At 72.9% G+C, this 19,385-nt stretch carries 16 protein-coding genes; 3 read left to right on the forward strand and 13 right to left on the reverse strand.

What is annotated here, in order from left to right; all coding sequences use genetic code 11:
* Position 1: 1 nt before the first annotated feature.
* The 7 genes from ACTOWY_RS25825 to ACTOWY_RS25855 are packed head-to-tail and all read right to left on the reverse strand — an operon-like array spanning position 2 to position 7,173.
* Positions 2-1,096 (reverse strand): hypothetical protein, encoded by a 1,095-nt coding sequence (locus ACTOWY_RS25825; protein WP_441312253.1) that lies wholly within the window; start codon positions 1,094-1,096, stop codon positions 2-4.
* 5 nt (positions 1,097-1,101) lie between these two features.
* Positions 1,102-2,157, reverse strand: coding sequence for a hypothetical protein (locus ACTOWY_RS25830; protein WP_441312254.1), 1,056 nt, complete (start codon positions 2,155-2,157; stop codon positions 1,102-1,104).
* 5 nt (positions 2,158-2,162) lie between these two features.
* Positions 2,163-3,248, reverse strand: coding sequence for a hypothetical protein (locus ACTOWY_RS25835; protein ID WP_441312255.1), 1,086 nt, complete (start codon positions 3,246-3,248; stop codon positions 2,163-2,165).
* Positions 3,249-3,252: 4 nt separating this feature from the next.
* On the reverse strand, positions 3,253-4,362 hold the full coding sequence (locus ACTOWY_RS25840) for a hypothetical protein (RefSeq protein WP_441312256.1): 1,110 nt from the start codon (positions 4,360-4,362) through the stop codon (positions 3,253-3,255).
* 39 nt (positions 4,363-4,401) lie between these two features.
* A complete protein-coding gene (locus ACTOWY_RS25845; protein ID WP_441312257.1) occupies positions 4,402-5,472 on the reverse strand; it encodes a WD40/YVTN/BNR-like repeat-containing protein in 1,071 nt (356 codons plus the stop codon).
* Positions 5,472-6,689, reverse strand: a complete 1,218-nt coding sequence (locus tag ACTOWY_RS25850; protein ID WP_441312258.1) for a hypothetical protein — start codon at positions 6,687-6,689, stop codon at positions 5,472-5,474. Before ACTOWY_RS25850 ends, ACTOWY_RS25845 begins: the two co-directional genes overlap by 1 nt.
* Positions 6,682-7,173, reverse strand: coding sequence for an RNA polymerase sigma factor (locus ACTOWY_RS25855; RefSeq protein WP_441312259.1), 492 nt, complete (start codon positions 7,171-7,173; stop codon positions 6,682-6,684). The genes ACTOWY_RS25850 and ACTOWY_RS25855 overlap by 8 nt, the downstream gene beginning before the upstream one ends.
* A gap of 68 nt (positions 7,174-7,241) precedes the next feature.
* Here ACTOWY_RS25855 and ACTOWY_RS25860 point away from each other — a divergent pair, with 68 nt between their 5' ends.
* A complete protein-coding gene (locus ACTOWY_RS25860) occupies positions 7,242-9,470 on the forward strand; it encodes a tetratricopeptide repeat protein (RefSeq protein ID WP_441312260.1) in 2,229 nt (742 codons plus the stop codon).
* Positions 9,471-9,650: 180 nt separating this feature from the next.
* On the opposite strand, the gene ACTOWY_RS25865 is transcribed toward ACTOWY_RS25860, so the two are convergent.
* From ACTOWY_RS25865 to ACTOWY_RS25880, 4 genes are all read right to left on the reverse strand, one after another.
* Complete coding sequence (locus ACTOWY_RS25865) at positions 9,651-11,306, reverse strand: serine/threonine-protein kinase (RefSeq protein WP_441312261.1); 1,656 nt, start codon at positions 11,304-11,306, stop codon at positions 9,651-9,653.
* A 102-nt stretch (positions 11,307-11,408) separates the two neighbouring features.
* Positions 11,409-12,005, reverse strand: coding sequence for a TetR/AcrR family transcriptional regulator (locus ACTOWY_RS25870; protein ID WP_441312262.1), 597 nt, complete (start codon positions 12,003-12,005; stop codon positions 11,409-11,411).
* Entirely contained in the window at positions 12,005-13,969 is a 1,965-nt protein-coding gene (locus ACTOWY_RS25875; protein WP_441312263.1) for a YhgE/Pip family protein, read from the reverse strand. Before ACTOWY_RS25875 ends, ACTOWY_RS25870 begins: the two co-directional genes overlap by 1 nt.
* Positions 13,966-14,628, reverse strand: a complete 663-nt coding sequence (locus tag ACTOWY_RS25880) for an ATP-binding cassette domain-containing protein (protein WP_441312264.1) — start codon at positions 14,626-14,628, stop codon at positions 13,966-13,968. The genes ACTOWY_RS25875 and ACTOWY_RS25880 overlap by 4 nt, the downstream gene beginning before the upstream one ends.
* A gap of 171 nt (positions 14,629-14,799) precedes the next feature.
* Here ACTOWY_RS25880 and ACTOWY_RS25885 point away from each other — a divergent pair, with 171 nt between their 5' ends.
* Positions 14,800-15,519 carry a hypothetical protein gene (locus ACTOWY_RS25885; RefSeq protein ID WP_441312265.1) on the forward strand — a complete coding sequence of 240 codons (720 nt, stop codon included), beginning with the start codon at positions 14,800-14,802 and terminating at the stop codon, positions 15,517-15,519.
* Here the strand turns inward: ACTOWY_RS25885 and ACTOWY_RS25890 are convergent.
* Both ACTOWY_RS25890 and ACTOWY_RS25895 read right to left on the reverse strand, forming a co-directional pair.
* Positions 15,482-16,411 carry a GNAT family N-acetyltransferase gene (locus ACTOWY_RS25890; protein WP_441312266.1) on the reverse strand — a complete coding sequence of 310 codons (930 nt, stop codon included), beginning with the start codon at positions 16,409-16,411 and terminating at the stop codon, positions 15,482-15,484. The genes ACTOWY_RS25885 and ACTOWY_RS25890 overlap by 38 nt on opposite strands.
* Positions 16,408-17,256 (reverse strand): class I SAM-dependent methyltransferase, encoded by an 849-nt coding sequence (locus tag ACTOWY_RS25895; RefSeq protein WP_441312267.1) that lies wholly within the window; start codon positions 17,254-17,256, stop codon positions 16,408-16,410. Before ACTOWY_RS25895 ends, ACTOWY_RS25890 begins: the two co-directional genes overlap by 4 nt.
* A 218-nt stretch (positions 17,257-17,474) precedes the next feature.
* Here ACTOWY_RS25895 and rpsA point away from each other — a divergent pair, with 218 nt between their 5' ends.
* Entirely contained in the window at positions 17,475-18,959 is a 1,485-nt protein-coding gene (gene rpsA / locus ACTOWY_RS25900; RefSeq protein ID WP_247757807.1) for a 30S ribosomal protein S1, read from the forward strand.
* Positions 18,960-19,385 lie beyond the last annotated feature (426 nt).

The raw sequence follows: 19,385 nt of genomic DNA on the forward strand, positions 1-19,385 counted from the left end.
CTCAGGCGACCCACAACTTGGTCCAGGTGCTGCCGTCGGTGGAGATCAGGTGCTCGTAGGCGGTTTCGGCCAGGTAGCCGCCGCGGGTCCAGGTCACCGTGCCCTTGGGCAGCCGCTGATCCGCCGCCACCGCCCGGAATTCGCGGCCGCCGCCGGTCCCGGCCACGGTCTGCCCTGACCGGTCCAGCAGCCGCGGTTCGCCGTCCGCGCCGACCACCAGGGCCGCGGTCAGCGAGGGGCTGGCCACCCCGGCCTGCACCCTGGTCCAGCTCGTCCCGCCGTCCCCGCTGCGGTACAGCGTCAGCAGCGACCCGGCCGCCTCCGCCCCCGGCCCGGTCACCCCGACGTAGACCGCGCTGCCCGCCACCGCCACACCAGCCTGCCACCAGCCGGTATAGGGCGCCGCGGGCAGTTCCCGGACCAGCCAGTCCCGCCCGTCCGCACTGCCCGCCACCACCGGCGCCCGCCCGTCGGCGGCCCGGCCGACCACCCACCAGCGTCCGTCCCGCGCGGGCACCGGCAACGGTCGCGGATCGGTCAGCGCGGGCGGGTTCCGCAACGCCGCCGACTGGCCGGACCCGGGCAGCACCACTCGCAACACGCATCCGGTCGCCGGGCACTGCCGTTCCAGCCGCGCTCCCGCCGGGATCCCGTCCACCGGCGGCGCCTCGCCCGCGACCAGGGTCCAGCTCCGCCCGCCGTCCCCGCTGTAGTGCTGCTCCTGGCCCGCGCCGACCCGCAGCCGCCGCGGTCCCAGCACCACGAACCCGGCGAGCCCGCCCAGGTATCCGCCGACCCCTGGCGGCAGTTCGCGGTGCTCGGCGGACTGGAATCCGTCGGTGGTGGCCAGCAGATGCGCCTGGCAGACATCGGCGGGGCCGTCCCGGCAGACCCGGCGGACCGCGTAACCGTGCCGGTCGTCGGCGAAGTCCAGGGCCACGATCCCGGTCGGCGGGCGATCCGGTTCCAGCTCGGCGCTGGACTCGGGCGCGGCGGTGGGTTCCGGCGGCGGCCCGGCCTGTTCGCGCAGCGCCACCACGGCCGTGACCGCCACCGCGAGGGCCAGGGCGGCGAGCAGGATCCGGTTGCGGCGCATGGCGTTCAGCCCTTCGGCAGGGGAGTCCAGGTTACGCCGTCGGGGGAGTGGCTGATATCGGTTTCGGTGGCCAGGAGGTGCCCGGATCGGGTGGGGTAGGCCCGCCAGCCGTGGAGCGCCTCCTCGGGCCGCGCGGGGCGGAAGGACCGGCCGCCGTCCGCGCTCACCCAGGTCTGACTCGCCTGGTCGAGCGCGGTCAGCAGGCCGTCCGGCCGGGGGATGAGCGCGAGCAGGACGTGCGGAGCCCTGGTCCCGGCGGCCTGCCAAACCAGGTCCCACCGCTCGCCGTTGTCGCGGTACAGGCCCTGCGGCTGTGCCTCGCCGTCGACCAGCAGGTACCCGGTGGGCCCGGCGAAGACCAGCCGCACGTTGTCCGGCCTGGCCACCGGGCCGGGCGGCAGCTCCCGCAGCTGCCAGCTGCGTCCCTCGTCGGCGGTGCTGGCCACGGCCAGCCGGTCACGGTGCGTCCCGACCACCCGCCAGCGGCCCGCGGTGTCCGGGTAGGGCACCGGGCGCACCTCGCCCAGCGGCGGCAGCCCGCGCAGTTCGGCCCGGCGCCCGGACTCCGGCAGCACTACCAGCACTCGCGGCGCGCAGCCCGTGGGCGCGCAGTCCGGTTCGAGCACCGCGCCCGCCGGGATCCGGTCCACCGGCGCGGCGTCCTGCTCGACCCTGGTCCAGCTCTGCCCGGCGTCGGCGGTGAACCAGCGGCGCTGCCCTTCCCGCGCCACCAGCCGGGACGGCCCCAGCGCCACCAGGCCGATCGCCAGGTGCTGCTGGTCGCCGCGCAGTTCCAGCGGCAGCTCCCGCAACTCCACCCGACCGTCCTGACCGGCCAGCAACGCGTGCGCGCACCAGTCCTGCCCGTCCTCGCGGCACTGGGCGCGCACCCCGAACCAGTGCCGCTCGTCGGCGAACTCCACGCCACGCAGCGCGGTCCGCGGGGGCGGCTCGGCGGCCGGGTCCGGCGCGGGCGGTCCGGCCTGCTCACGCAGCACCAGCACGGCCATGGTGGCCAGTGCGACGGCCAGCAGTGCGAGCAGGATCCGGTTGCGGCGCATGGGGTTCAGCCCGCCGACAACGGTGTCCAGCCCACACCGTCCACGGAGTGGCGGACCTCGGTGACCGAGGCGACCAGGTAGCCGATCCGGGTGTGCTCGACAAAATCGCCGGGCAGCTCCTCCTCGGGCCGCGCGCGCCGGAACGTGCGGCCGCCGTCCTCGCTCACCCGGGTGAGGCGCTGCTGGTCGAGCGCGGTGAGCCGATCACCGGGACCGGGCACCACGGCGTAGAGGGAACGCAGCGGCTGATCGACGGAGAGGTTCCGCCAGACCAGCTCCCAGCCCTCGCCCTGGGCGCGGTACAGGGCGGTCAGGATATCGCCAGCGGACGACGCCGTACTGCTGTCGACCTGGAGGTACATCCCGTTCTCGGCCGGGACCGCCTGCGCCCGGCTGATCGCCGGAACGCCAGGCGGCAGGTCGCGCACCTGCCAGCTGAGCCCGTGATCCGCGCTGGTGAGGACCACCTGTTTCCCGTCGAGCACGCCGACCACCCGCCACCGGCCCTGCCGATCCGGCAACGACACGGGGTGCACCTCGGTCAGCGGTGGCAGCCCGCGCAGTTCGGCGCGGCGCCCGGAGTCCGGCAGCACCACCATGATCCGGTGCTCGCACCCGGCGAGGGCGCAGTCCCGCGCCAGCACCGCGCCCGCCGGGATCCGGTCCGCCGGCTCGGCCCGCTCGCGCACCTCGGTCCAGCTCTGCCCGGCGTCCGCGGAGTACCAGCTCCGGTGGTACCGGTTGTGCGCCAGCACCTGGCTCGGCCCCAGCGCGAGCAGGCCGATTCCCTGCCCCTCCTGGTAGCCGCGCAGTTCCTCGGGCAGCTCACGCCGCCGCGGCACTCCGTCCGCGGCGGCCACCAGCGTGCGCGCGCACCGGTACGGCTGTGCCTGCCGGCACTGGGCCCGCAGCCCGAACCAGTGCCGCTCGTCGGCGAAGTCCGCGGACACCAGCGTGGTCTCCCGCGGCGGCACGGCGATCATGGTCGGATTCGCCTCGGGCGGCGGCCCGGCCTGTTCCCGCAGCACCACCAGCACCGCGACGACCAGGGCCACCGCGAGCAGCGCGAACAGGATCCGGTTGCGGGTCATCGGCTCATCCGTTCGGCAGTGGCGTCCAGCGCACGCCGTCGGGGGAGTGGCTCAGCGTGTTGCCCGCCTCGGCCAGGTAGCCGGTGCGGGCCCGCCGTGGCCAGCCACGCGGGATCCGGTCCTCGGGCCGGGCGGGCTGGAACGTGCGGCCGCCGTCGGCGCTCACCCAGCCGTCGCCTTGCTCGTCGGTGGCGGCGAGCTGTCCGCCCGGCCGGGGCAGCACCCCGGTCAGCGACCGAGGTTGCGGCCCGGCCGGATCGGACCGCCAGACCAGCTGCCAGCGGGCGCCGTCCTCGCGGTACAGCGCCGTCGCGGGTTTGGCGTCCCGCTCCGGCGTCCGGCTGGTCAGCCGCAGGTAGGTGCTGCGACCGGACAGCGCCACCTCGGCGTCGAGCAACCGTCCCGGCGGCCCCGGCGGCAGTTCGCTGACCTGCCAGCTGCGCCCGCGGTCCGCGCTGCCGGCCAGCACCGGTTTGTCCGCGCGCCTGCCGACCAGCCGCCACCGGCCGTCGGCGTCGGCGAACCGGGTGTGCGGCACGACCTCGGTCAGCGGCGGCACCCCGCGCAGCTCGGCCCGGCGACCGGAGTCCGGCAACGTCACCATGATCTTGGGCGTGCAGCCGGGCGCAGGCTCGCAATAGCGTTCGAGGATCCCGTTCGCCGGGATCTCGCCCACCGGCGGCGCGTCCGGGCCGACCTCGGCCCAGTGCTGCCCGCGATCAGCGGAGTACCAGCGCCGCCCGGGATCGCTCTGCACCAGCAGCCGTTCCGGCCCGAGCACGGTCACCCCGATCGCCGTCCCACCGCGCTGCCCGCGCAGTTCGGCCGGCAGTTCCCGGAACCGCAGCTGGCCCTGCTCGGACTCCAGCAACGTGTGCGAGCACCGCCGGGCATCGGTCTCCTGGCACAGTCCCCGCACGCCGAACCAGTGCCGCTCGTCCACGAAGTCCACCGCGCGCAGCACCAGCACCATCGGCTGATCGGCGACCGGGCCGGCCGGCGTGGCCGGCGGCGGCACCGAGTCCTCCCGCAACACGATCACGATCGCCGCGAGCACCGCGCACACCGTCGCCCCGGCCAACGGCATCCGCCACCGGGCAGGCAGCTCGGTCACCGGTGACCACCCCCTTGTCCCGCTCCCCTGCGGGCCAGATTACCGCTCGCCGAAGGGCAACGGCGTCCACCGCCTGCCGTCCACCGAGTGGCTGGCCCCGCTCTCGGAGGTGCTGAGCAGCCCGCCGCGGACCGAGCGCAGGGTATTGCCGGGCACCAGTTGTTCGGCGATATGCCCGGCGTGGAAGGTGTGGCCGCCGTCCGCGCTGAACCAGGAGCCGCCGCCCTGGCCCAGGACCAGCAGCGTGCCGTCCGGCGCGGCGGCCAGCCCGGTGATCTCCGGTGGTTGCCCGTCCGGCCGGGACTGCCAGACCTGTTCCCACTTCCCGCCGGCGCCGCGGTAGAGCGTGCTCGCCGACGGCTGATGGTCGGTGCTGATCAGCACGTACGCGGTGTCGCCGGACACGACCACCTCGGCCCAGCGGAAGGCGCCCGGCGGAGTGGACGGCAGGTCCTGGGTCTGCCAGCCGCGACCGCCGTCGGCGCTGCTGGACACGGCCGCCCGTCCGTCCCGTTTGCCCACCACCCACCAGCGCCCGGCGAGCTGACGCGGGAACGGGAACGGCTCGGTCAGCGGCGGCCGGAACTCCGGCGTCAGCGGAACCTGCTGCCCGGTGTAGGACAGCACCACGTCGATCCCCGGCACACACGGGTCCTGGCCATGGCAGGACCGCTGGAGCAGCATGTCGGGCAGCAGGCCGTCCACCGGCCAGTCCACCGCGATCAGCCCCTCCCGCCAGGTGCCGCCCCGGTCCTCGGAGTGCCAGGTCCGCTCCGCCGCGACCACGGCCAGCTTGCCGCCCAGCACGTGCAGCCGCAGCGGTTGTCCGGATCGCGGACCGCGCAGGGGTTCCGGCAGTTCGCGGACCCGGACCACGCCGTTGTCCACGTCCAGGAGCTGATGCGCGCAGTCCCCTGGCTGGGAGCAGCGGGCCCGCAGTGCGAACCAGTGCCGGTCGGTGGCGAAGTCGATGTCCAGGAGCCGGAGATCGGTCGGCGGGGTCGGCGTGGGCGCCGGTTCGGTGTCCTGGCGCAACACCAGCACGGCCGAGGTCACCAGGACGATCACCGCGGCCATGATCAGTGGCAGCCGCAGGCGGGAAGTGATCATCACGGCACCGGCCGCCAGGTGAGGCCGTCGCTGGACTGGTGGTAGATCCGGCCCGCGTGGTTCTGCGTCCAGGAGTAGGCGAGGAAACCGTTGCGGGTCCAGGACACCTCGGTGCCCGGGATGCCCTGCTCGGCCTTGGCGAAGCTCTGCCCGCCGTCGTCGCTGCGCCAGGTCACGCCGTCCTTGTCGATCAGCCGCAGCCGTCCGCCCGCGCTGGGCACCAGGTCGCCGCGCAGGCTGCGCGGTCCCGGGAGCTGGGCGGCGGTGGTCGAATCAAGGGGCGTCCAGGTCCCGGTCCAGGTCTGCCCGCCGTCGTTGCTGCGCAGGATCGCGATCAGGTTCTCGTCGCCGGTTGTCACCGGCAGGTAGTAGGTGCCGCCGGGGGTGGCGACCGGGGTGCCGAGGCGACGGCCGGTGGCCACCGCGGGCAGTTCCCGCACCTGCCAGCTCCGCCCGCGGTCCCGGCTGCTCGCCAGCGCGGGCCGGTCCGAGCCGGGGATCTTCCCGGCGACCCACCAGGCGCCGTCCGCGGCCGGGGCCGGGAACACCGTGCTGATGTCCAGTCCTGGCTGGGTCGCCAGGGTGCGGCGCTGCCCGGTGGCCGGGTCGTGGACCGTCACGACCTCCTTGACACATTCCACCGCCAGCTCACCCGCGCAGTTCTCCAGGAACCCGCCCTGGGGGATCTCCGCGGCGTCCGGCCCGTTGGTCTCCCGCCGCTGCCAGGTGGCCCCGCCGTCGGTGCTGTGCCAGTAGCCGCCGTTGCCGTTGATCACCAGGTTGCCGGGGCCGAGCACCTTGACCGCGGGCAGCCGCCCGGCCCCTGCCACCTCCGCCGGCACCGGCCGCTCGGTCCAGTCCTTGCCGTCGACGGCGGACAGCAGCGAGTTGACGCAGGTCTCCTGGCCGCCGGGACACCGCACCCGCACCGCGTAACCGTGCCGGGGGTCGGCGAAGTCCAGCATCGTCACCGAAGGGTCGGCCGAGCCGCCGCTCGGCACGGCGAGCTGGCCCACCCCGAGCAGGCCGTAGAGCAGCCCCAAGAGGGCCACCACGCCCGCACTCACCGTGCTCACCCCGAACACCGTGCGCTGCCGCTGGGTCCGGCGGCGCACTCGTTCGAGCACCGGGCCCTGCCCCGGATCGCGTACCGCGGCGTGCAGTTCCGCGCGCAGACCCGCCAGTCGTTCGTCCAGTCGGTCATCCAGTTCAGTCATGCCCCACCTCCATCGTCAGGTGCTGGGCGAGCGCGGCACGGGCCCTGGCCAGCCGGGATTTCACCGTGCCCACCGGCACCCGCAGCACCGCGGCCACCTCCGCCACCGGCAGGTCGGCCAGGTAGTGCAGCACCACCACCGCCCGCCGTTGTTCGTCCAGGGCGCCGATCGCGGCGTGCAGTTCCGCGTGCTCGGCGCCGATGTCCGCGGGCGGGCCCGGTTCCGCCCGCGGGATCATCAGCCGGTGCAGCAGACTGCGCCGGCGCCAGCGTTTCCGGGCCAGGTTGACCACCACCGTGCGCAGCCAGGCCGCCGGGTTCTCTGTCTCCGCGACCTGGCCGCGTTTGCGGTAGGCCACCGCGAACGCCTCCTGGGCCAGGTCCTCGGCATCCCCCAGGTCGTTGGTCATGGCGTAGGCCACCAGCACCAGGCGCCGGTAGTTGTCCTGGTAGAGCCGGGCGAACCACTGCGAGTCGATCCCCACACCTCTCACCCCTCCTTCACCCAGCATGAGCCGCGAACACCCCAACAGGTTCCCGCTAGGTTGAGGCAATGTTGTGGTGGCGGCGGAACCGTGGCTGGGCGCTGATCGTGCTGGCCGCGCTGGCGGTCGCCGCGGTGGCCGGCACGGCCTGGCTGCTGCTCGCGGACAAGGTGGCCGCCGCGGTGGTCGGCCTGGTCACCGCGGTCTTCGGCATTCTCGCCGCGCGCGGCCGGGTGTTGCTGGAGCGGGGCCACGAGCAGCAGGCGGCGCTGGCCGGGGACGTGCTCGGCGCCGAGGGCGGGCGGCTGCCCAGGGTGCGGGAGATGGACGACCCGATCGCGCTGGGCGTGCACCGCGCGGCCGAACTCGGCACGGACCGGGTGCCCGGTTACGTGCCGAGGGACATCCAGGACCGCCTGGACGCCGCGGTGCGCGGTGGTGGGTTCGTGCTGATCATCGGCGAGTCCACCGCGGGCAAGACCAGGGCCGCCTACGAGGCCATCCGCCGCCTGTGCCCGGACCACTACTTCCTCGCCCCCTCCGGCAACCGGCCATTTCAGTCCATTGTGGACACTGTGCTGGAACTGCGCCGGGTGGTGGTGTGGCTCAACGACATCGAGCGTTACCTGCGGCCGGACGGGCTGACCGTGGCCGGGGTGAGCCGGATGCTGGCCGGAGCCGGCCGGGAGGTGCTGCTGCTGGGCACCATCCGCACCCCCGCCCTGGAGGCCTTCGGCGCGCGCCGGGAGGCCGAGCTGGACGGGGACAAACTCGGCGCCTGGCGCACCGGCCGCGAGGTGCTCAACCTGGCCACCGAGATCCCGCTGTCCCGCCGGTGGAGTCCGGCCGAGGTGGCCAGGGCCGGTGCACACACCGACCCTAGACTCCGTGCGGCGGCGGCGAAATCCGGCGATTTCGGGGTGGCCGAACTGCTCGCTGACGGACCCGAACTGGCCAACGACTGGCGCAACGCCTGGCGGGTCGGCGGGCACCCGAGGGGCGCCGCCCTGGTCACCGCCGCGGTCGACTGCCGCCGCGCCGGACTGCCCGATCCGATGCCCCGGCACGTGCTCACCGCGCTGGCCGAGCACTACCTCACCGAACGCGGCGGAGCGGCGCTGCGCCCCGAACCGGTCGAGGAAGCCTTTGCCTGGGCGGTGAAACCGGCCCGCGCCACCAGCAGCCTGCTGCTGCCCGGCGCCGACCCCGAGCACTACCGGGCCTTCGACTATCTCCTCGATCTGCCGGACAACCCGCCGGTGCCCACCGCGGTGTGGCGGGCGCTGATCGAGTGGGCCACCCCGGTCGCCGCGGTGGAGATCGGCCACGCCGCCCGCCGCTTCGCCCAGTTCGACCGGGTGCGCGAGGCATTCGGCAAGGGCGCCGAACACGGTGTGCCGGGCGCGGATGTGTTGCTGGCGGACGAGATCGGCGCGGCAGGCGACCCGGAGCGGGCTCTCCGGCTGCTGCGCGCCGGACTGGCCCAACGCGAGGCGGTGCTGGGCCCGGACCACCCGGAAACCCTGCGCAACCGGATCACCCTGCTGCGCTGGGCGGGATCGGAGGCGGAGTTCGCCGCGCTGCTGGCCGACTGCGAGCGGGTGCTCGGCCCCCGCCACCGGGACACGCTGCGGGTGCGGCGGATCTTCGCCGCGCACCTGGCCGAGTCCGGCCGGATCGCCGAGGCCATCGCCATGTTCGAGGCGCTGCTGGCCGAGGCCGCCCAGGTGTGGGGACCCGACCACGTGGACACCTTCGCGGTCCGGCACCAGCACGCCACCTGGCTCGGCGAGTCCGGCGACTTCCCGGCCGCGCTGGCCCGCTGCCGCGCGCTGCTGGCCGACCGCACCCGGGTGTTCGGCCCGGAGCACCCCAACGTGCTCAGCTCCCGGTTCCAGATCGGCGTCTGGACCGGCCGCGGCGGCCAGGAGGCCGAGGCCGCCGCCCTGTTCACCGAGCTGGTCGCCGACTCCAACCGCATCCTCGGCCCGGAGCACCCGCACACCGTCTCCGCCCGCTACCGCCTGGCCATCAACAGCGGCAACTCCGGCGACCCCCGGCGCGCCGCCGAGCTGCTCACCGAGGTGGTGCGGTCCCGCTCGGCGAGCCTGGGCCCCGACCACACCGGCACCCTCAACGCCCGCCTGCAACTGGCCAACTACCAGCACCAGGCCGGATTCCTGGCCGCGGCCAGGGAAACCGCGGAATCCCTCGCCCTGTCCTGCACCCAGGTCCTCGGCCCCGACGCCCCCTTCACCCGCCGCGCCCGCACCCTCCGCGACCGCCTCCGCGACTAAGCCCTCACCGGCGGCGTCCCGCACCACTTGGCCCAACTGGTACGCCCACTTGGGCCAAACCGGCGTACCAGTTGGGCCAACTCGCCGTCCACAACGGCCAACTCGCCGTCCACAACGGCCAACTCGCCGTCCACAACGGCCAACTCGCCGTCCACAACGGCCAACTCGGTGCGGGTGGGCCTACTGCGGTCCGGCCAGCGCCGAGGTCTTCTGCGCGGCCGCCTCCACCCAGGGCTTCTCCACCGTGCCCGAACTCAGGTTCACGTACAGCGCCCTGGCGTGGATCAGGTACCGGTGGCTGTGCCGGATGTAGCCGGACTGGGTGGCCTTGTTGTAGTCCCCTCGGCACACCGTGGACCCTTGCCCCGTGGTCGGGCACCAGATGCCCCAGTCCGCGGTGTTGCTGCCCTTGAGGTCCTCGTAGGCGGTGGTCGCGGTCGCCGTGTTGGCCAGCGGGATCACCACCACCGACACCATGATCCGGTCGGAGTGGTCCACGAAGGTCGCCGCGAGCATGTTGGAGCACCCGGCCCGGCGCAGCCCCGCGCGCACGGTGTCCCGTTCGGCGTTGCCCAGGCAGCTGTGCACCCCGCTGGAACGCAGCGTGTATTCCACGTTCTTGCTGTCCCGGAAGGACTTCGGCAGCAACCCGGCCGCGGTCAGCGGGGTGCGGTCGGTCTCCTGCCGGTCCCGGCTGCGCGGATCGAAGGCGGCGCTGCTCGGCGCGGCCGTGGTCGGCCGGGTGGTGCTGGTGGCCGGGGTGGTGCGCCGGGTGGTGTTCTCCCCGCTGACCCCGGCCCGGAAGGTCGAGGGCGTGCTGGCCGCGGTGGTCGGCGTGCTCGTCCCGGACCAGCCCAGCTTGGCGTCGACATAGTCGGTGAACGGCGGATGCCCGTTGTACAGCAACACCAATCCCACGGTGACCAGCGCGGAGACCACCAGCGCGGCGCCACCGCGATTCGGCGTCGGCCGGTCCGGCGGCCGGATCTCGTCCCTGGTCGCGGTCAGCGTCTCCGACGGCGGGTCGAGCAACGCCCGCGCCTCGGCGACCGTGGGCCGCCGGTCCGGATCCTTGGTCAACAGCCGGGAGATCAGCGGTTCCAGGTCACCCGCCCGTTTCATCGGCGGCGCCTCGGCGAACTTGATCGCGTCCAGGGCCCCGATCGGCGGCTCCCGCCGGAACGGCGAGACCCCTTCCACCGCCCGGTACAGCGTCACCCCCAGCGAGAACAGATCGCTCGGCGCCGCCCCGTCCTGTCCGCGCGCCCGCTCCGGCGACAGGTACTCCAGCGAGCCGATGATCATCCCGGACTCGGTGACCCGCCGGTCCGCCCGGTGCACCGCGATCCCGAAGTCGGTGAGCAGCACCTCGCCGCCCTCGGCCAGCATCACGTTGGCCGGCTTGACATCCCGGTGCACGATCCCGGCCGTGTGCACCGCGCCCAGCGCCGCCAGCAGCGCGGTGGCGACCTCCCGGGTCTCCGCCTCGGACAGCCTGCGCTGCTGCAACCGCTCGGCCAGCGACTGGCCCTCGATCAGCCGCATCACCATCCACGGCACACCGTCGTCGATCACGATGTCGTAGACCGGCACGATGTTGGGGTGCGCCCGCAACGCCGCCGCGTTGCGCGCCTCCCGCTCGGCCCGTTCGAGGCGTTCGGCCCGTTCGGTGGCGGACAGCGTGGGCGGCAGCCACACCTCCTTGACCGCCACCTCCACCCGCAGCGATTCGTCGTAGGCCCGCCACACCCGCCCGAACCCACCCGCGGCCAGCCGCTCGACCAGCCGGTACCGGCCGCCGATCACCCGGCCCGCCCGGGTCTCCTCCGGCGCCATGAACCCCCCAGCACGAATCGGGCATGTGAACAGCTCACTATGACCGTCAGTGCGGGCAAAGTCGTCGGTAGTTATACGGATCGTGACCGGGCGCTGACCGGATCAGCGCTTGCCCCGCCCCATCCCGCGCACCAGCAGCATCACCGACTCGCGGACCTCCTCGCGGCTGCGCTGCCGCTGGAAGGTCTGCCAGTCCAGGGCCACCACCAGCAAGGTGCCGAACAACGCGGCCGAGGCCGTTCCCACCTCGACCCCGCACAACCGCCCGGCGTCGGCATGCCGCTGCAGCACCCGCTTGACGATGGCCACGATGTCATCGCGCAGCAGCGACAACGTGCCGTGGAACTGGCCCGGCGTCCGCCACATCTCACTCACCAGCAGCTGGGCGAACTCCGGGTACTCGCCGAAGAACAGCAGCGCCCCGTCCACCAGGGTCTCCACCGAGGACTCGGTGTCCGGCACCGCCTCGGCCCGCCGCAACTGCGCGGCGAGCAGGTCGACCCCGTGCCGCAGCAGGGCTTCGACCAGACCGTCCTTGCTGCCGAAGTTGTAGTAGACGGTGCCCTTGGCCACGCCCGCGGTGGCCGCGATCTGGTCCACGGTGACCCCGGCCGCGCCGCGTTCACCGATCAGCCGCAGCGCGGCGTCGAACAGCTTCTGCTTGCTGCTGGGTTTGCCGGTCGTTTTGGCGGTGGTCATCACAGCACCAGCTCGGGCTTGAGCTTCGTCGGGGTCCACACCCGTTGTTTGTAGGCGGCCAGGGTCGAGAGCGCCAGCCCCAGCACCAGGTAGATCGAGAGCACCGTGACGTCCTTCCACACCGTGTTCAGCCCGCCGCCGTAGAGCAGGTGCCGCATGCCGTCGACCACGTAGGACAGCGGCAGGATCAGGTGCAGTGGCTTGAGCGGATCGGGCACGGTCTGCCAGGGGAAGGTGCCGCCCGCGGTGGTCAGCTGCAACACCAGCAGCACCAGGCCGACGAACTTGCCTGCCGGGCCGAGCAGCGCGTTGAGGCCGTGCAGCACCGCGGTGAAGGCCAGTGAGGTCAACAGCATGAAGCCGAGCACGCCCCAGGGCCGGGCCGGTTCGATGCCCAGCGCCAGGGTCACCACGCCGAAGAGCAGCGCGGTCTGCACCGCGCCGAGCAGCGCGGCGGGCAGCCAGCCGCCCAAAGCCACCCGCAACGGGCTGGCGCCGGAGGCCAGCGCGCGCTTGGACAGCGGGCGCAGCAACAGGAACAGCACGAACGCGCCGATCCACAGCGCCAGGCCGAGGAAGAACGGGGCCAGGCCGGAACCGTAGTTGGAGGCCTGGTTCTCGCCGACCGCGCGGATGGCGACCGGATCGCCGATGGTGCGCGCGGTGGCCTTGCGGGTCTCGTCGTCCGGGTTCGGGATCTGACCGGCGCCCTCGGCGAGTTTGCCGTGCAGTTCGCCGCTGCCGTCGGCGACCTTCTTCGCGCCGTCCTGGAGTTCGGCGGTGCCGGTGTAGAGCTTGCCGGAGCCGTCGTCGGCCTTGTGCACGCCGTCCCGCAACGTCTTCGCGCCATCGGCGAGCTTCTTCGACCCGTCCGCGGCCTCGCCGATCTTGCCGGTCAGCTCGGCGCTGCTGGTGGCCAGGGTCCTGGCCCCGTCGGCGACCTGCTTGGCCCCGTCGGCGAGCTGTTTGACCTGACCGACCGCGCCCTGGATCTTGTCGTTGGCCTCCCGCACCGGTTTCCCGGCCTCGGTGACCGCGGCCAGCACCCGCTGCACCTGCTCCTCGGGGATGCCGATCTCACGCAGCCGCTTGGCCAGGTCCTCCTTCTTGCCGCCCAGGAAGTCCACCAGGTGCTGGGATCCCTCGGCCACCGTGCCGGCCTTCTGCGCGAGCGCCGCGTTGCCGTCGGCCACCTTGGCCGCGCCGTCCGCGAGCTGCTGCGTCTTGCCGGGCAGCGGCGCGGTCTTCTCCTTCATCGTGCCCAGACCCGTTGCCAGCTCACCGTTCTTGGCCGCCAGGGTGTCCGCGCCGTCGGCGAGTTTGCCCAGCCCGGTGTGCAGTTCGTTGATCTTCTCCCGGGCGGTGCCCACCCCGTCGGAGACCTTCCTGGACCCGTCGGCGAGCTTGCCGGCGCCGTCGGCGGCCTCCAAGGTCTTGTCCCGCAACGTGGAGAAGCCCATCAGCAGCCGGTCCGCCGCCTCGGTGCCCGCGTCCGCGGCGACCGCCCGCCGCACCTCGCTGACCACCTTGTCCGCGATGGTCCGTACGATGTAGTTGTTGGCGTCGTTGGTGGTCAGGATCAGCGTGCCCTGCTTCGGCTCGAACTTGCCGGGTGAGGCCAGCGCGGCGGAGAAGTCGGCTGGCAGGGTCAGCGAGAAGGTGTACTTGCCGTCCCGCACCCCGGTCTCGGCCTCGGCGGCGCTGACCCGGTGCCAGTCGAAGGCCTCGGAGTTGGCCAGCTTGTCCGCGACCTTCTCCCCGGCGCGCAGGTCCCCGCTGCCGGTGTCGGCGACCACCAGCGCGGCTGGCACGTCCTTGAGCTTGCCGTAGGGATCCCAGTTGGCGTACAGGTACAGCGCGCCGTAGAGCAGCGGCACCAGTGCCAGCGCGACCACGGCCAGCTTGGGCAGCCTGCCCGCGGTGATCCGTTGGAACTCGCCCTTGGCCAGGCGGAAGGCAGTCATCGGGTCTCGTCCTCAGTGTTGCTCACGGTGAAGGGCGGCGGCTGGAGCTGGCGGCCCAGGCGGGCGGCGGGCAGGTCGAGCAGCCGCGCGGAGGTCTCGGTGCACAGCACCACCACCGCTCGATCGCGGGTGGCGTGCTGGCGGGCCACGGTCCACCAGGTGTGCGGGTCGTCGCAGTGCCGGTCCGGGCAGTCCAGGACCAGCAGCCGCACGTCCGGGCGTTCGGCGGCGAGTTCGGTCAGCAGCCGGGTGCGCACGGTCGGCGGGATCCGGTCGAAGCGGGTGGCGGCGTGCTGCTCGGCGTCGTGCCGGGTGAGCCAGTCCCGCACCGCGGCCCGGCCGGCCGGCTTGCCGGCGAAGGACAGCTCCTCGCCGACCACGGTCTTGAGCGGCAGCGCGTCCTCGGGTTCGGTCACCCCCGGCGCGTCCACCACGGCCACCAGCTTGCGCAGCACCGCCGGGCTGGCCTGCCCGTCCACGGTGACCTCGCCGGCCGACGGCGCCATCCGCCCGGCCAGCATCAGCGCGAGGGGGGTGTGCCCGGTGCCGGGTTCTCCGGCGACCAGTGCGACCTGTCCGGCCCGCACCCGCAGGGTCGTCGGTCGCAGCAACGGCCCGTGCGCGCCGTTCACGCCGACTTCCCTGGCCAGGATCTCCACCGCGTTCTCCTCGCTGGTTCTTTACCAATTCTTTGAACTGACCGGTCAGTTCAAATTTTGCCCGTCGACCGCGGCCCGCGCAACCCGGACACACCGCGCAGAGCGCTCTTACCGCCCGCCCCGCCGGGAAAACCCCTGGACCCGGCCCCGCCTACCGGCAAAGCTGCCGGTGTGCGGCTTCCGGTCATCTCCCACCCCGTGCGGCGGCACGGGCCGTTGCACCGGATCCTCATCCCGGTCGCCGCACTCCGCCACACGTGGCTGCGCTCGCCGTTCCTGACCGGCTACGGCAAGATCACCGGCTCTCGGGCCGACCTGCTGCGCCTGGGCGCGCTGTTCCGGCTGGCCGCGATCAGCCCGCACAGCGCCGTGCACGTCCCCCTGCGCGCCAACCCGCTGCCCGAGCACGACTGGTTCTGGTTTCACGGCCACCGCCCGAAGGACCTGCTCATCGCCCGCCGGGACGCGGGCCTGCGCGCCTCCGCCTGGCCCGAGCTGCGCACGAGCACCCGCCGCCGCGCGACCCAGGCTGCCCGGCAGACCGCTGTCACCCCGGCGGCCCGGCCCGATCCGGACCGCTGGTCAAGGGACTGGACCGCGGACCGGCGGCTCGTGCTGTCCGAGCACGCCGAAACCCTGCTGATCACCGCTCCCGCGTGGAGCCTGCACCAGGTCGGCGACGTGTTCAGCGAGGCTGGCGAGGCGGTCGCCACCCACCGGGACATCCACCGCGACGGCTTCGCGCTGCTGTCCTCGCTCACCCCGTTGCTGCGCGGCGGGGGCGGATCGCCCGACCAGCTGGAGATCGACATCTACGCCCAGGAACCGATCTTCCACAAGGCGCACTGGGCCGCTACCGCAGCGCGCCGGCGGGCCGGATCTCCCACATAGTCCACAGTGGCCGGTAGCCCTGCCGGGCCCAGAACACCGAGGACAGCGGGTTCGGCGGGTTGAAGTAGAGGTAGCTCCCGGCCACCCCGGCCCGCTCGAACTCCGCGTGCGCGGTGGCCATCAGCAGCTGCCCCACACCCGAACCGCGGGCCCCTGGCAGCACTGACACGCAGTTCACGTAGCCCCACCGCCCGTGCGGCAGCCGGGCCGCCGCCGCGGTGTGCGGTCCCGAATCGGTCCAGCCGCATTCGGCCAGGCCCAGCACCACGCCGTCGTGCTCGGCCAGCCACACCGGATCACCCGAGCGCAGCCGGGTCGCCAGGGCCTCCCGTTTGAGTGCCGCCGCGTCCGGGCGGATCGTCGCCGAGCCGACCAGCGCCGAGTACTCCAGTTCCAGCATGGACAGTTCGACCGCGGCGTCCAGGTCCGCGGTGCGGGCCCGGCGCACGGTCAGCGGACCGGGGCGGCGCGCGGTGGCGCCGAGGCGTTCGCGCACGGCCAGCACGGACAGCGGGACCAGGCCGTGGTCGAGCAGCGCGCGGGTGGCGGTGACATCGCGGCTGGGCCAGTTGAGCACGCAGGCCGAGTCCGGGTCGAAGTCGGCCTGCCCGGCCATCCGGTGCTGCCAGGCCCGCAGCAGCGCGTCCATGCCCGCCCCGCCCGCGCCGCCGAGCACCGGCACCAGCTCCCAGACCCGGGCCGCCGACCACAGCCGGCTGGCCGAGCCGGGCGGGTACTCGGTGAAGGTGACCATCCCGGCCACCCGGCCGCCGTCGGGCAGCGCGGCGCTGACCGCGTCCCCCCTGGCGAGTCCGGCGGCGACGGGCAGCAGTGGGTCCAGACCGGCGAAGTGCGCGGTCTGGGCGGCGAGCAGGTCGCCGACCAGCGTCATTGCCCGGCCTTGTGGCAGCAGAAGATCGCCGTGCCGGGGAAGAGTTCACCGCGCAACGGGCTCCACTGGCCCCATTCGCGGGTGTGCCCCTCGGGCCATTCCGGTTCGAGCAGCTCTTCCAGGACCAGCCCGGCCAGGTTCAGCTCGCGGATGTAGTCGCCCAGGGTGCGGTGGTGCTCGACGTAGGTCGGGTTGCCGTCCTCGTCGACCTCCAGGTACGGGGTGCGGTCGAAGTAGGACTGCATCGCGGTCAGCCCGGCCTCGCCGGGGTCGTCAGGGAAGATCCAGCGCATCGGGTGGGTGACCGCGAAGACCCAGCGGCCGCCCGGCTTGAGCACCCGGTGCACCTCGCGCAGCAGCAGGCCGAGATCGGCGACGAACGGGACCGCGCCGAACGCGCTGCACACCGTGTCGAAGGCGTTGCCTGCGAAGGGCAACTGGTCCCCGCTGGCCTGCACCAGCGGCACCGGGGTGCCGCAGTCCAGGCCGGCCTGCCTGGCGTGCCGCAGCATGCCGGCGGAGACGTCCAGGCCGACCGCGAGCGCGCCCTGGGCGGCCAGCCAGCGGGCGCAGGCGGCCATCCCGCAGCCCATCTCCAGAATGCGCTGACCCTTGACCTCGCCGAGCAGTCCGAGATCGCGTTCCAGCAGGCCCTCCGGGCACCAGACGAACTCCGCGGCACCCAGGAAATCCGCGTGTTCTGCCTGGTAGTCGTCGGCGTCGGCATCCCACCAGACCCGGCTGGCCACCCGCGACTCGGCGGCGCCCACCCGGCGTTTGACCACCTGCGAGGTGCCGAGCACCCGTTCGGCGGTGGCGTGGCGGTCCTCCGCTGGCGCGGCCACGGCTGCTCCTTCTGGCTAGAGACACCCCACCGGGTTTGCCCGGCGATCGAGAGGGTGCGTACGATACTGAACGCGCTATAGGTGCGCTCTGCCCGGAACCGGCATTGTTGTGGATCTCCTCGTCGGCTGCGTTGGCTGGAGCCGCGCCGCCCGGCGCTAGCTTCACCCACAACTTCAGTCCGTATCGACACCCAATCCGTACCGGAGCAACCCACCTAATGTCCACCGACACCACCACCGTTCCCGCCGCGGCCGCGCAGGTCGCCATCAACGACATCGGGACGGCGGAGGACTTCCTCGCCGCCATCGATCTCACCATCAAGTACTTCAACGATGGCGACATCGTCGAAGGCACCATCGTCAAGGTCGACCGTGACGAGGTGCTTCTCGATATCGGCTACAAGACCGAGGGCGTCATCCCCTCGCGCGAGTTGTCGATCAAGCACGACGTCGACCCCGCCGAGGTTGTCACTGTCGGCGATCACGTCGAGGCCCTCGTTCTCCAGAAGGAGGACAAGGAAGGCCGGCTGATCCTCTCCAAGAAGCGCGCCCAGTACGAGCGCGCGTGGGGCACCATCGAGGCGCTCAAGGAGAAGGACGAGCCGGTCAAGGGCACCGTCATCGAGGTGGTCAAGGGTGGGCTCATCCTCGACATCGGGCTGCGTGGCTTCCTGCCCGCCTCCCTGGTCGAGATGCGCCGCGTGCGCGACCTCCAGCCCTACGTCGGCCGCGAGCTCGAAGCCAAGATCATCGAGCTGGACAAGAACCGCAACAACGTGGTCCTGTCCCGTCGCGCCTGGCTGGAGCAGACCCAGTCCGAGGTCCGCAGCGAGTTCCTCAACCAGCTGCAGAAGGGCCAGGTCCGCAAGGGCGTCGTGTCCTCGATCGTCAACTTCGGCGCCTTCGTCGACCTTGGCGGCGTGGACGGCCTGGTGCACGTCTCCGAGCTGTCCTGGAAGCACATCGACCACCCGTCCGAGGTTGTCGAGGTCGGCCAGGAAGTCACCGTCGAGGTCCTCGACGTCGACATGGAGCGCGAGCGCGTCTCCCTGTCGCTGAAGGCGACCCAGGAAGACCCGTGGCGCCAGTTCGCCCGGACCCACGCGATCGGCCAGATCGTGCCGGGCAAGGTCACCAAGCTGGTTCCGTTCGGCGCGTTCGTCCGGGTGGACGAGGGCATCGAGGGCCTGGTCCACATCTCCGAGCTGGCCGAGCGCCACGTGGAGATCCCGGAGCAGGTCGTCCAGGTCGGCGACGACGTCATGGTCAAGGTCATCGACATCGACCTGGACCGCCGCCGGATCTCGCTGTCGCTGAAGCAGGCGAACGAGGGCTTCACCGCGGAGTCCGAGTTCGACCCGACCCAGTACGGCATGGCCGCCGAGTACGACGCCGAGGGCAACTACATCTACCCCGAAGGCTTCGACCCGGAGACCCAGGACTGGCTTGAGGGCTTCGACAAGCAGCGCGAGGAGTGGGAGAAGCAGTACGCCGAGGCGCGTACCCGCTTCGACGCCCACATCAAGCAGGTCGTCAAGGCCTCCGAGGCCGACGCCGAAGCCGCGGCCGCGGGCCCGGCCGAGGGCGGCGCCCCCGCAGCCAGCGGCGGCGGCAACTACAGCTCGGGCGGCGAGTCCAGCGGCACCCTGGCCAGCGACGAACAGCTCGCTGCCCTCCGCGAGAAGCTCTCCGGCGGCGCCTGACCCGCACCCCGGCTAGCTAGCTAAACCCCCTCGGCCCCGCACCCCCACCAGGGTGCGGGGCCGAGCCACGTCCCCCGGGGGTGTGTTGGCCGTTATGGGCGGTGTGTTGGCCGTTGTGGGACGCCGTGGGCAGCTGCGGTTGGGCACCGCTCTTGATCTTCGGCTCTTGTCTCTTCAGGATACGAGCTGAAGATCAAAAAGGGATGGCCTCGCCGGCCGGGCAGACCACCGGAGGGGTGGGGCAGGTCAACACCCGGGCGAGCGGGTTGCGGGGCGGGGTTTGGGTTGCCGGGGCCTGATCCAGCGTGGCTCCGAGGGCTCGCGTGTTCTCCGTACGGCCTTCCGCCAGCCAACCACACCCCGATGAGCGGCCCCCGTCACGTTGGGTTGGCCGGGCGGCGGTTTGTGTTGCAGGGGCCGCTCATC

It is taken from the genome of Crossiella sp. CA198, assembly GCF_052078295.1.
Taxonomy (GTDB): Bacteria; Actinomycetota; Actinomycetes; order Mycobacteriales; family Pseudonocardiaceae; genus Crossiella.